Below are 12,203 nucleotides of genomic sequence, written 5' to 3'. Positions count from 1 at the left end.
CAGCGAACGACTATCAGCGAGGGACTACCAGCAACGAAGGGGGAACGGATGCCGGTCGGCGCGGTCATCGAGTTCAGCAACATCACCAAGACGTTCGGCAGCGTCACCGCGGTGGACAACCTGTCCTTCACCGTGGAGCCCGGCCGGGTCACCGGCTTTCTCGGCCCCAACGGCGCCGGAAAGACCACCACGCTGCGCATGCTGCTCGGGCTGGTCACGCCCACGTCCGGCACGGCCACCATCGACGGCATCCGCTACCGTGACCTGCCGCGCCCGCTGCAGACCGTCGGGGCCGCCCTGGAGGCAGCCAGCTTCCATCCCGGCCGCAGTGCCCGGAACCACCTGGCGGTCTACGCCATCGCGGCGGGGCTGCCCTCCGCCCACATCGACGCGGTGCTGCACACGGTCGGCCTCGGCGCACACGGCGCCCAGCGTGTCGGCGGCTTCTCGCTCGGCATGCGGCAGCGGCTCGGCCTGGCCTTCACCCTGCTCGGCGACCCCGGCGTGCTCGTGTTGGACGAGCCGATCAACGGGCTCGACCCGGAGGGGATCAAATGGATCCGCGGCTTCCTCCGCACCATGGCCGATGAGGGGCGCACGGTCCTGGTCAGCTCCCACCTGCTCTCCGAGGTGCAGCAGAGCGTCGACGACGTGATCATCATCGCCGACGGAGCTCTCGTGCACCGAGGCACCCTGTCGAGCCTCGAGACCGAGGCGGCGCCGCGCATCCTGGTCGACTCCCCCGACCGCACGGCTCTTGAGGCCGCCCTCAGCCAGGCCGGCATCGAGTTTTCCACCGGGCGCACCGGGTTGTTCGCCGCTGCGCCCGACCCGGCCCTGATCGGCCACATCGCGTTCTCGGCCGGCGTGGAACTCAGCGCTTTGCACCGGGAGAGGAAGGGGCTCGAGGAGGCCTTCCTCGCCCTCGTGAACGGCAACGCAAACGGAAACGGAGGCGAGTCGCGATGACGTCCTTCAGCCGCGCCCTCGGCGCCGAGTTCGCCAAGCTCGGCACAACGCGCCTGTGGTGGGTCCTCGCCGCGGTCATGTTCGGTTATATCGCCCTGCTCGCCGGCGGCCTCTCGGCGCTGTTCGCGGGGATCGAGAGCGGCGCGATCAGCCCGGATGCCGCCGGTACCGGATCCCAGGGACTCGCCGGGTTCGGCAGCCTCCCACCCCTGATCTACAGCTTCGCGTCATCCGTCGGCTATGTCTTCCCGGTTCTGCTCGGGGCCCTCGCCACCACGGGCGAATTCCGGCACCAGACCCTCACCCCCACGTTCCTCGCCAATCCCCGGCGGGCCCAGGTGCTCGGGGCCAAGACGATCACTCTCTTCGTGGTCGGCGCGGTCTTCGGGGTCGTCGCGCTGCTCGCATCCGTCGGCGTCGGCGCGCTCGTCATCAACGCGTTCGACGTCGACCCGCTGCTGGCCGATAGCGCTACCTGGGCGCTGATCGGCCGCACGGTGCTCGCCATGGCCATCTGGTCGACCATCGGTGTGGGCCTCGGCGTGCTCGTGCATAGCCAGGTGGCGTCGATCGTCATCGTGCTCGCCTTCACCCAGTTCGTCGAACCGCTGCTGCGCTTCGCATCCCTGTTCACCGACGTGACGCGAGGGATCGGCAACTACCTGCCGGGGGCCGCCTCCGATGCCCTGGTCGGCGCGAGCTTTTTCACCCTCGCCGCGCCGGGAGGCACCCCGGCGGCGCTGCTCGAGTGGTGGCAAGGCGGGCTCGTCCTCCTGGCCTACATGCTCGCCGCGACCGTGATCGGCTATGCGGTCAGCTGGAAGCGCGACGTCACCTGACCACCTGACCCGAGCGCCCGCGTAGTCTCGACGCATGGGTATTGAGACTGAGTTCCGGGCCATCGTCGTCGACCGCATCGAAAATGCCGAGGGCCGGAAGACGCAGAGCGCGGCCCTCCGCGTGGTTGACGACGGCTTCCTGATGGCCGGCGACGTCACCATCGCGGTCGAGTACTCAAGCATCAACTACAAGGACGGGCTCGCCCTGATGGGCCGCCCCGGGGTCGTGCGCGCCTGGCCCCTGATCGCCGGGATCGACCTGGTCGGAACGGTCGAGCAGAGCGCCGACCCGCGCTGGTCGGCCGGAGACCAGGTCATCCTCAACGGGGCCGGCCTGAGCGAGACGCACCACGGCGGGTTGGCCCAACGGGCCCGCGTGTCGGGGGGCTCCCTGGTGCGGCTGCCGAACGGTATCAACGCCGTACGGGCCGCCGCGATCGGCACGGCCGGGTTGACCGCCATGCTGTCCGTGCTTGGCCTCGAACGGGGTGGAGTCACACCGGAATCCGGTGCCGTGCTCGTGACCGGCGCGGCCGGCGGGGTCGGCAGTGTTGCCGTGGCACTGCTCGCCGCCCGCGGCTTCCAGGTGCACGCGTCAACCGGCCGCATCGACGAGCTCGGGGACTACCTGCGCGGGCTCGGCGCCGTCGAACTCGTCGATCGCCGCACCCTCAGCGAGGCCGGCAAACCGCTGCAGGGCCAGCGCTGGGCCGGGGCCGTCGATTCGGTCGGCAGCGCCACCCTCGCCAACGTCCTCGCCCAGACGAACTACGGCGGAGTGGTCACCTCCTGCGGCCTGGCCCAGGGGGCCGACCTTCCGGCCACGGTCATGCCCTTCATCCTGCGCGCCGTCAGCCTGATCGGGATCAATTCGGTCGAGGCTCCGCTCGCCCAGCGCGAAGAGGCCTGGCAGCGCCTCGCCACGGACCTCGACCTGAGCCTGCTCGACCAGCTCACCCAGGTGATCCCGCTGGAGGCGAGCTTCAGTGCCGCCGCGGGCATCCTCGCGGGCATCATGCACGGTCGCACCGTCGTCGACGTGCGCCGCTAGCACGCGTCTCCGAGGCTGCGGCTGCGGCTGCGGCTGCCGCTGCCGCTGCGGCTCAACGTCGTCCCGAACGAATTCGACGGAGATTTTGCTCAAAACAGGCCCTAAACATCCGTTTCAGTCCGGAATCGGTAAAATCTCCGTCGAATCGGTTCGACAGCGGACGTGCTCGACCAGTGGGACGGTCAACCGCCGAGCTTGAGCGACGCGATCAGGTCCGGGGCGTGGTTGGTGGTCAGGATCACCCGGGAGAACTCATCGTCAATGAGGTCGATCACGACCGCCTGGCGCTTGCGCTTGATCGCCAGGAAGTCCTTGCCGCCGCGGAACTTCCAGGTGCCCACCGCGACCACCAGCGGCAGGCCCACCCCGGGAGAACGGATCCCGCGGATCCAGATCCACGGGTCATCCGTGATCGTCACCGAACGGATGTTCCCCCGCGGTACGACGATGTCCTCGCGCCGCAGGGCGAGGGTCTTCTCCGCTTTCGTGAGGTGGATCTCAAGCCGGTCAGGGTGAACGCGGAGGGAAGCCATGCGTCTAGTCTGCCTGTTCCGGGACGAAATCCACCTGTCGGAACCTCACAAAGGAATAACTCCCGGGTGTACGGGTCACACCTGCGGGTCACACCTGCGGGTCACACCTGCGGGGTCGCGGCGGCCGCGGCCTTCGCTGCGGCAGGGAGGGCGTCGAGGATCCAGCCGACCGCGCTCTCGTCGTGGGCGTTGGAGACGAACCAGGCCTCGAACACGGACGGCGGCAGCGAAACGCCCTGATCCAGCATGGAGTGGAAGAACGGACCGTAGCGGAACGTCTCCTGGCGCTGCACCTGAGCGTAGTCCCGAGGCGCGCTGGCGGCGGCTTCGGCACCGAATACGAAGCTGAACAGGTTGCCGGCCCGCTGCACGCTGTGCGCGACGCCCTCGGCCGAGAAGGCGGCGGAGACGGCCTCGGAGAGCAGCAGCGCGGTGGCGTCGATGCGCTCGTAGACGCTCTCGTCCAGGGCCCGCAAGGTGGCGATGCCGGCGGCGACCGCCACCGGGTTCCCGGAGAGCGTGCCGGCCTGGTAGACCGGGCCATTCGGAGCCAGGAAGTCCATCACGTCGGCGCGACCACCGAGGGCCGCCACCGGCAGGCCTCCGCCGATGACCTTGCCGTAGGTGAACAGGTCCGGCGTGTAGTCCGCCTGCCCCTGGCCCATGGTGTCCAGTCCCCAGTAGCCGGCCGGATGCACCCGGAAGCCGGTGAGGACCTCGTCGATGATCAGGAGCGCGCCTTGCTCGTGCGCGAGGGCGGTGAGCGCGGCGTTGAAGCCGGCGTCGGGAGCCACGACACCCATGTTCGCCGCCGCCGCCTCGGTGATCACGGCGGCGATCCGGCCCGGGTGCGCCTCGAAGGCGACTCGTACGGCATCCAGGTCGTTGTACGGCAGCACGAGGGTCTGCGCGGCCGTCGCTGCCGTGACCCCGGCCGAGCCGGGCAGGGCCAACGTGGCCAGGCCGGACCCTGCCTGAGCCAGCAGTCCGTCCGAGTGACCGTGGTAATGCCCGGCGAACTTGATCAGCAGGTCACGACCGGTGAAACCGCGGGCCAGACGGATGGCCGTCATGGTGGCCTCGGTGCCGGTCGAGACCAGGCGCAGCTTCTCGACCGCGCCGACGCGTTCCTCGATCAGTTCGGCCAGGATGGTCTCGCCGGGCGTAGAGGCACCGAAGGACAGTCCGAGCGCGGCGGCATCCTGCACCGCCTGCACGACCTCCGGGTGGGCGTGGCCGAGGATGGCCGGGCCCCAGGAGCTGACCAGGTCGACGTATTCACGCCCGTCCGAGTCGGTGACGTAGGCGCCCTTCGCTTTAACCAGGAACAGCGGGGTTCCCCCGACCGACCGGAAGGCCCGAACGGGTGAGTTCACTCCGCCGGGGATGGCGCGCTGCGCGCGGGCGAAAAGATCGTCGTTGCGGGACATCATCGGGCCTGTCTTTCGTTGAACCAGGTGGCCAGTTCGACCGCCCAGTAGGTGAGCACGGCGTCCGCTCCGGCGCGACGGATGCTGAGCACGGACTCCTCGACGGCCCGGCGGCGGTCGATCCAGCCGTGGGCGGCTGCGGCCTCAATCATCGCGTATTCACCGGACACCTGGTAGGCCCAGACCGGAACGTCACTGACGGCGGCGACCTCGGCGAGCACGTCGAGATAGCTGCCGGCGGGCTTCACCATCACGATGTCGGCGCCCTCCTGGATGTCGAGCCGGGCCTCGCGCACGCCCTCCCGGCGGTTCGCCGGGTCGAGCTGGTAGCTGCGCCGGTCACCGTCGAGGGTTGACTCCACCGCGTCGCGGAAGGGACCGTAGAAGGCCGAGGCGTACTTGGCCGAGTAGGCGAGCACGGCCGTATCGACGTAGCCGTTCTGGTCGAGCGCTTGGCGCACGGCGGCAACCTGGCCGTCCATCATTCCGCTCAGGCCGAGCAGCTGCGAGCCGGAGGCCGCCTGCACGAGCGCCATGTCGCAGTAGCGCTCGAGGGTGGAATCGTTGTCGACGCTGCCGTCTGCGCCGACCAATCCGCAGTGGCCGTGGTCGGTGAACTCGTCGAGGCAGAGGTCGGTCTGCACGACGAGGGCGTCGCCGACCTCGTCGGCCAGCGCGCGGGTGGCGGCGTTGAGGATGCCGTCGGGATCGGTCGCCCCGGAGCCGACGGCGTCGCGCACGGTCGGCACCCCGAAGAGCATGACGCCGCCGATGCCCGCTTCCGCGGCCTCGGTCACCGCCCGTCGGGCGCTGTCAATGGTGTGCTGAACCACCCCGGGCATCGACTGGATCGGCATCGGGTCGCCGCTGCCCTCCCGCACGAACATCGGAAGAACCAATTCGGAGGGGTGCAGACGGATTTCGCTGGCCAGGCGGCGGAGCGCGGGAGTGGTGCGCAACCGTCGCGGGCGGATGACGGGGTTTATCACCCATCAACCCTACGTCGCCGGGCCGGGCGCGCGCGAACCGTCAGCGGGACTGGGCGACGTGCACCAGGGCCTGGATCAAGGACTCGGCGCTGGGCGAGTCGGCCACGACGTCTACGCGCAGGCCGATGGCCGCCGCATCCCGCGCCGTGCGCGGCCCGATGCAGGCCACCACGGTCGATTCGGGGATCGGCCCGAGTTGGTCCTGCACCTGCTGCGCCACGCTTCCGGAGGTGACGAGCAGGGCCTGGACAGTGCCGGCCGCGACGTCCGCGACGACGCTCTGGTCGACCGGGACGCCGATGGTGCGGTATGCGACGACCGATTCGACGTCGTGGCCGATCCGGCGCAGCCCCTCGGTCAGCAGCGGCTTGGCGATTTCCGAGCGGAGAGTGAGGATGCGCAGCGGCACCTGGCCCGAGGTGGCCGTTTCCCACTCCTCGAGGAGTCCGCGAGCCGAGTTGTCTTCGGAGGGGACGATGTCGACCCGGTAACCGGCCGCGATCAGGGCCGCGGCCGTTGTCTCGCCGACCGCCGCGATGCGCGTGGACGCGGCCACGACGGCACGGTGCGACGACAGAACGTCGACGGTCGTGGCGCTGGTCACGGTCATCCAGTCGAAGTCGCCCGCCGCGAGGCGTGCCAGGGCGGCCTCAAGCGCGGGGGCGTCGTCGGTCGGGGCGAAGTTGATCATGGGGGCCACGATCGGCTGGGCGCCCTTGGAACGCAGGTCGGCGGCGACGTGGTCGCCCCACGGGCCGCCGCGCGGCACGAGGACCCGCCAGCCGGTGAGCGGCTTGGCGAGGCTGGTTTTCGTCTTGTAGCGCGAGTTCATCACGAAGTCACCTTCATCGGGGCGAAGTCGGCAGCGCCGCCGGCGAGTAGGTCGCACGAAACACGGTTGGACACGTCTTGCGCGGCTTCGGCCAGGTGCGCAATGGAGTGGGAGTCGGGGGTGGCGGCATGGGAGCTCACGAGGCTGCGGGAGCCGTCCGGGCTGTACACCGTGGCGGTGAGGAACAGGAGCCCGTCGTCGATCGCGGCCATGGCGCCGATGGGCGCGGCGCAGCCGGCTTCGAGCCGCTCCAGCACCAGACGCTCGGCCATGACGGTGGTCTGGCTGGTCGAGTGATTGATCGCAGTGAGGGCCGTGGCGAGAGTACGGTCGAGCTTCCCGTCGCGCACCTCGAGCGCGAGCGCGCCCTGACCGGGTGCGGTCGGCCAATCCGACAGTTCCAGGTATTCGCCGTCCACGGACTCGAGCAGCGCCAGCCGGCTGAGGCCCGCGGCGGCGAGCACGACGGCGTCGAGGTCGCCCTCGGCCACACGGTTCAGACGGGTCTCCACGTTGCCACGGATGTCCACGACGTCCAGGTCCGGGCGCAGCGATCGCAGCTGGGCGGCCCGGCGCGGTGACCCTGTGCCGACTCGCGCGCCCTCGGGCAGCGTGGTCAGGTTCAGCCCATCGCGGGCGCACAGCACGTCGCGCGCATCCGCACGCTTCGGGGTGGCGCCGATTCGGAGGCCCGGGTAGGCGGCCGTCGGCAGATCCTTGAAGGAATGCACGACGACGTCGCATTCTTCGGCCAGGAGCGACTCCCGCAGGGCGCTGGCGAAGACGCCCGTGCCGCCCAGGCTTGACAAAGACTCGCGGGAGGTGTCGCCGTGCGTCGTGACCGTGACGATTTCGACCTCGGAGCCGGACGCGGTCGCGATGCGGTTCGCAATCGCAGTGGTCTGCGCCAGGGCGAGCGCGCTGCCACGGGTTCCGACGCGGATCAGGCTCACGGAGCCATCCCGGCGACGGCCGGCTTGAAGCCCAGGCGCACGTTCTCGCAGCAACCGGGGCGGCAGACGTCGTACCAGGGTCCGAGGTCGGTCTCGTGCGGACGAGCGTCGGCGGGGGTGTCGTTCATGCGCTCCTCAACCAGGTCGATGAGCCCGCTCACGAAGGCCGGGTCGACGCCGGGCGTCGGCACCCGCACGGACACCAGGCCGAGGTCCCCGGCGGTCTCGGTGGCCTCGTTGTCGAGGTCCCACATGACCTCCATGTGGTCACTGACGAAGCCGAGCGGCACGATGACGATGGCACGGATGCCCCGCTCCGGCAGCAACGCGATGGCGTCGTTGATGTCGGGCTCGAGCCACGGCATGGTGGGCGGCCCGCTGCGGGACTGGAAGACCAGCTGCCACGGGGTGTCCACCCCGACCATGACCTTCTGGGCGACGGCGAGGTGCTGCGCCGCATAGGCGCCGCCCTCGCCGAAGCCGCGCTCGGCCGGGCCGCTCTTGTTGGCGTCGGTCATCGGGATCGAGTGGGTCGAGAACAGGATTTCGACCTCGGTGGCCAGGTCGATTCCGGGGACCTGGGCCGCGACATCCGCGAGCCCCTTCTGGAGGGCGGTCACGAACGGGGTGACGAATCCGGGGTGGTCGAAGAACTGGCGCACCTTGTCGATGTGCACCACGCCCTCCAGCCCGGTCGCGGTCAGCGCGGCCGCGAAGTCCTCGCGGTACTGGCGGCAGCCGGAGTAGGAGCTGTAGGCGCTGGTGGCGATGGCCAGGAGCCGGGTCTGGCCGTTGTCGTTGGCCTCGCTGATGGTGTCGCGCAGGTAGGGTGCCCAGTTGCGGTTGCCCCAGAGCACGGGCAGGTCGATGCCGCGGCGTTCGAGTTCGGCCTGGAGCGCGGCGCGAAGCACACGGTTCTGGTCGTTGATCGGGCTGACCCCGCCGAAGTGGCGGTAGTGCTTGGCGACCTCTTCGAGGCGCTCCTCGGGGATGCCGCGCCCGCCGGTGACGTTGCGCAGGAACGGAATCACATCGTCCTGACCCTCGGGGCCGCCGAAGCCGGCGAGCAGGATGGCATCGTAGGTAGTCATTACTGCAGAACCTCCACCAGTTCGGCCGTCGAGATGCGGCGGCCGGTGTAGAACGGGACCTCTTCGCGCACGTGGCGGCGCGCCTCGGTGTTGCGCAGTTCGCGCATCAGGTCGACGAGCTCGGTGAGCTCGTCGCTTTCGATCGGCAGCAGCCACTCGTAGTCGCCGAGGGCGAACGAGGAGACGGTGTTGGCGATGGCTCCGCGGAAGGCCGCGCCCTTGCGGCCGTGGTCGGCGAGCATGGCGCTGCGCTCGGCCTCCGGCAGCAGGTACCACTCGTAGCTGCGCACGAACGGGTAGAGGGTCAGCCAGCCCTTCGGCTCCACTCCGCGCAGGAACCCAGGCACATGGCTCTTGTTGAACTCGGCGTCGCGGTGCACGCCCATGGCGTTCCAGGTCGGCAGGAGGCTCTTGAGGAGGCGGCTACGACGCAGCTGGCGGTGGGCCCACTGCAGGGTCTCGGCGTCCGGTGCGTGGGTCCAGATCATCACGTCGGCGTCGGCGCGGAGCCCGGAGACGTCGTAGAAGCCGCGGACGGTGACGCCCTCGGCCTCAACCAGACCGATGACGTCGTCGAGCTCCAGGACGGCTCGGGGCACATCGTGGCCGTCGAGGTCGTCCGGGTTGCTCGGATCTTTGCGCAGCACAGCGAAGAGCGTGAAACCCTGCGGCGACGCGTCTGGCGCGTCAGTCGTTCCGTGGGTCTCGGCAGAGGTGGTGGAGTGAGGTGGGTTTACTGCCTCTCCGGCAGCCGGGTGAGTCATAACTACTAGTCTCTACTCCTTTGCCGCGAGAGCCAAAACTGCGCGGTCGGGTACCGGCTTCCGTTGGCCTCAGCGGCGCTGCACGGCCCTGACACCGAGCCAGACGGCGCCCACCGCGACCGTGGCCGCGCCCAGGACGATGCCGGCCAGTGCGAGGGGATTCTTCTCGCCGAGTTCGCGCAGGCGCACGTTGACCAGGCGCGAGCGCACGCGCAACTGCCTCGGCACGTTGAGCCTGTACTCGATCGCGTCGAGCGTTTGCGCGAGTTCGACGCGGGCACGGGCGGCCTCGGCGCGCAACTCGGTCTTGGTGCGCGGAACGGCCTCAACCGTGACAGCTTCGACGCTCCCGCGGACGGCCTCATGTGTCGTCGTGTTCACTTCAGTGCTCATATTTGCCAACTCCCTTGAGGGCGTCGACGTCGCGACGGATGCTTTCCGTCACGCCGTCTGGATCCGATGACGTTCCGGCCTGCAGCCGGTTTCTGCCGATCAGCCCCAACAGGAGCGCGAGCAGCAACAGGGCGACCGCCACGATCAGGGTCGCGAGCCAGAGCGGCAGGACGAGGGCAAGCGCGATGACCGCGAGGGCGACCAGCACCAGAGCCGCGAAGAACGTGAACAGGGCCGCCCCGACGAAGAGCCCGATGCCCAGCCCGATGTTCTTGGCCTTACCGGCGAACTCCGCCTTAGCCGCCTCGAGTTCGGCCTTGACCAGAGCGATGATCTGACCGGGCAGCTCACCGAGAAGGTCGAACGTCGATTTCCGGCTCTTCGGGTTGAATTCGCTGTTTCTCACAGTTTCCCCTTCGTTCGGAGTGTCGCGGTGATTATTTCGTGATGGTGTCGTCGGCGACCGTCGTCGGTGCGGCCGGCGCTGCGGTCGCCGGCGTCGGCGTCGGCGTCGGCGTCGGCACGGTGTAACTGGTCCCGGACGTCTTGGACGCCTTGGACTGCAGGGCCGAGGCGATCTTCTTGCCGGTCTCGAGGAGTGCCGACGGCACATCCCCGACCCGCTCGAGCGCGAAGTCGCGGGCCTCGTCCACCCGGCGCTGAACGGGCGGCGCGTTCCATAGGTTGTCTGCCGCGGCCACGATCTGGTCGTAGCGCTTGCGCCCGGCGCGCGCGCCGAGGACGTATCCGACGAGTCCACCCGTGATGAACAGAAGTTTTCCCCGCATTGTCACTCCATTCCTCAAGGTGCACGTATCCCTCAGAGTATCCCCCATTAGGGATAAGAGCAGGTCGGCGCGGCCGGTGACCCGGTGATCAGATGCCGAGGGCCTCGTGCCGGGTGCGGGAGGCCGCGGCGACGGCATCCGGGATCACCGAGGCCAGGCCGGTGCCGGCGAGCCACGCACCCGTGAGTTCGAGTCCCGGGGTGGCGGCCACGACCTCGCGCACCTGGTCGACCCGCTCGGGCGCGCCGACGGTCGCGGGCGAGAGGGCATCGCCCCAGACCGTGCGCGCGAAACCCCGCACGGCGGTCGCGTCGAGGTCGACGCCCAGGATCGTGCGAGCGTCCGCCAGGGACAGCGCGAGGAGCTCGTCATCGCGGAGACCGGCGGTGGGGCTGTCCTGGCCGGCGCGACCGTAGGACAGACGGATGACGTGTCGGCCCGGTCCGGCGGCCTCGGCCAGCCACTCCCACTTCGCGGTCACGTGGGTGAGCGCCTTGGCGGTGACCCCGGGGGTCGCGGCCGCGACCAGCACGCCGGTGCCGCGCGGGTGCAGGTCGAGCTCCGGGGCGTCGATGACGATCGTGGCCAGCTCGATCGCCGTCGGCTGCGGCCAGTCGAGTTCGGCGAGCGCCGCATGGGCCGGGCTCAGGCCGGCCAGTAGGCCGAGCGCCTGCGCGCCTGGAGTCGCGATGATCACGAAGCGGGCGTCGAGGGTGGTCTCCGGCGCCGGGGCTGCCGGGGCGTCTGCGTCCGCCGCCGTGTCCGGTGCCGCGCAGGTGGCCGTCCAGGTGGGCGCGTCCTCGGTGCCGGAGCGCTGCAATGCGGTGACCGGGGCATCCGTCACGATCTCGGCGCCGAAGTGCGCGAGGTCGGCCACCAGAGCGGTCACGAGCCGGAACATGCCGCCGCGGAGCCCGGCCACGTTCGAGCCGGCCGGGGCGCCGGAGCGCAACGACAGCACGGCCCCGGAGAGCGAACCCGTCACCGTGAGGGCAGAGTTGAGGCCCGGGGCCACGACGTCAATCTCGAGATCGTCGGCCGCGGACGAGTACACCCCGGCGGTCACGGGTTCGACGAGCCGTTCGAGCACGCGGCGCCCCATGCGCTTGCGCACGAGTTCACCCAGGCTGTGTTCCCGGCCGATCGTCAACACCGGCATCAGCCGGTCCGCGTAGGCGCGCCAGGCGCCACTCCAGCCGATCACGCGGCGCACGTCGTCGGCGAGCGGAGAACCGGGGATGCCGAGCACGCCGGCCTTGGGCAGCGGAACGCTGACCGAACCATTCGGCACGCGGTCGTCGGGCAGGTGCAGCCACGCGCCGGCGGGGTTCGGCGCGACAACCTCGTCGGACAGGCCGAGGTCGGCGATGAACTCGGCCACCGCGTCGCGCCGCACGGCGAAGCTCTCGGCACCGCTGTCGAGGGTGAGGCCGGCAACTTGGTGGCTGCCGAGTGCTCCGCCCGGCACACCGGTGGCTTCGAGCACGGTCACGCTGAGTCCGACCCGGGCGCAGGCTCGGGCGGCGATCAGGCCCGCCACCCCTCCACCGATGACGATGACGTCTTTCATT

The 12,203-nt window shown here is 69.9% G+C and carries 14 protein-coding genes; 3 read left to right on the top strand and 11 right to left on the bottom strand.

Going from position 1 to position 12,203, the window contains the following annotated elements:
- Window positions 1-48 precede the first annotated feature (48 nt).
- The 3 genes from E3T40_RS08380 to E3T40_RS08370 are packed head-to-tail and all read left to right on the top strand — an operon-like array spanning window position 49 to window position 2,859.
- On the top strand, window positions 49-969 hold the full coding sequence (locus E3T40_RS08380) for an ABC transporter ATP-binding protein (protein ID WP_134543125.1): 921 nt from the start codon (window positions 49-51) through the stop codon (window positions 967-969).
- On the top strand, window positions 966-1,808 hold the full coding sequence (locus E3T40_RS08375; RefSeq protein ID WP_104170038.1) for an ABC transporter permease: 843 nt from the start codon (window positions 966-968) through the stop codon (window positions 1,806-1,808). Before E3T40_RS08380 ends, E3T40_RS08375 begins: the two co-directional genes overlap by 4 nt.
- Before the next feature lie 34 nt (window positions 1,809-1,842).
- Window positions 1,843-2,859, top strand: coding sequence for an MDR family oxidoreductase (locus E3T40_RS08370; protein ID WP_104170037.1), 1,017 nt, complete (start codon window positions 1,843-1,845; stop codon window positions 2,857-2,859).
- A gap of 182 nt (window positions 2,860-3,041) precedes the next feature.
- On the opposite strand, the gene E3T40_RS08365 is transcribed toward E3T40_RS08370, so the two are convergent.
- The 11 genes from E3T40_RS08365 to hemG all read right to left on the bottom strand — a co-directional run bounded on the left by E3T40_RS08365 (window position 3,042) and on the right by hemG (window position 12,202).
- Window positions 3,042-3,392, bottom strand: coding sequence for a hypothetical protein (locus tag E3T40_RS08365; RefSeq protein ID WP_104099932.1), 351 nt, complete (start codon window positions 3,390-3,392; stop codon window positions 3,042-3,044).
- A 101-nt stretch (window positions 3,393-3,493) separates the two neighbouring features.
- Window positions 3,494-4,822: a glutamate-1-semialdehyde 2,1-aminomutase gene (gene hemL, locus E3T40_RS08360; RefSeq protein ID WP_134543142.1), complete on the bottom strand. Its 1,329-nt coding sequence runs from the start codon at window positions 4,820-4,822 to the stop codon at window positions 3,494-3,496.
- Window positions 4,822-5,808, bottom strand: coding sequence for a porphobilinogen synthase (gene hemB / locus E3T40_RS08355; RefSeq protein ID WP_369828346.1), 987 nt, complete (start codon window positions 5,806-5,808; stop codon window positions 4,822-4,824). Before hemB ends, hemL begins: the two co-directional genes overlap by 1 nt.
- A 43-nt stretch (window positions 5,809-5,851) precedes the next feature.
- Window positions 5,852-6,643: a uroporphyrinogen-III synthase gene (locus E3T40_RS08350; protein ID WP_134543141.1), complete on the bottom strand. Its 792-nt coding sequence runs from the start codon at window positions 6,641-6,643 to the stop codon at window positions 5,852-5,854.
- Window positions 6,643-7,596 carry a hydroxymethylbilane synthase gene (gene hemC, locus E3T40_RS08345; RefSeq protein ID WP_134543124.1) on the bottom strand — a complete coding sequence of 318 codons (954 nt, stop codon included), beginning with the start codon at window positions 7,594-7,596 and terminating at the stop codon, window positions 6,643-6,645. Before hemC ends, E3T40_RS08350 begins: the two co-directional genes overlap by 1 nt.
- Entirely contained in the window at window positions 7,593-8,687 is a 1,095-nt protein-coding gene (locus tag E3T40_RS08340; protein WP_104169349.1) for a ferrochelatase, read from the bottom strand. Before E3T40_RS08340 ends, hemC begins: the two co-directional genes overlap by 4 nt.
- Window positions 8,687-9,451 carry a hydrogen peroxide-dependent heme synthase gene (gene hemQ / locus E3T40_RS08335; RefSeq protein ID WP_104194359.1) on the bottom strand — a complete coding sequence of 255 codons (765 nt, stop codon included), beginning with the start codon at window positions 9,449-9,451 and terminating at the stop codon, window positions 8,687-8,689. Before hemQ ends, E3T40_RS08340 begins: the two co-directional genes overlap by 1 nt.
- 69 nt (window positions 9,452-9,520) lie before the next feature.
- On the bottom strand, window positions 9,521-9,844 hold the full coding sequence (locus tag E3T40_RS08330; protein ID WP_134543123.1) for a DUF3618 domain-containing protein: 324 nt from the start codon (window positions 9,842-9,844) through the stop codon (window positions 9,521-9,523).
- Window positions 9,834-10,250, bottom strand: coding sequence for a phage holin family protein (locus tag E3T40_RS08325; RefSeq protein ID WP_158252018.1), 417 nt, complete (start codon window positions 10,248-10,250; stop codon window positions 9,834-9,836). The genes E3T40_RS08330 and E3T40_RS08325 overlap by 11 nt, the downstream gene beginning before the upstream one ends.
- A gap of 31 nt (window positions 10,251-10,281) precedes the next feature.
- Window positions 10,282-10,632, bottom strand: coding sequence for a hypothetical protein (locus E3T40_RS16550; protein ID WP_174843656.1), 351 nt, complete (start codon window positions 10,630-10,632; stop codon window positions 10,282-10,284).
- An 88-nt stretch (window positions 10,633-10,720) separates the two neighbouring features.
- Window positions 10,721-12,202 (bottom strand): protoporphyrinogen oxidase, encoded by a 1,482-nt coding sequence (gene hemG, locus E3T40_RS08315; RefSeq protein ID WP_134543121.1) that lies wholly within the window; start codon window positions 12,200-12,202, stop codon window positions 10,721-10,723.
- Window position 12,203 lies beyond the last annotated feature (1 nt).

It is taken from the genome of Cryobacterium sp. TMT1-19 (assembly GCF_004403055.1).
Classification (GTDB): Bacteria; Actinomycetota; Actinomycetes; order Actinomycetales; family Microbacteriaceae; genus Cryobacterium; species Cryobacterium sandaracinum.
Note: the sequence above shows the minus strand (reverse complement) of the source record. Positions and strands in the feature narration are given on the sequence as shown.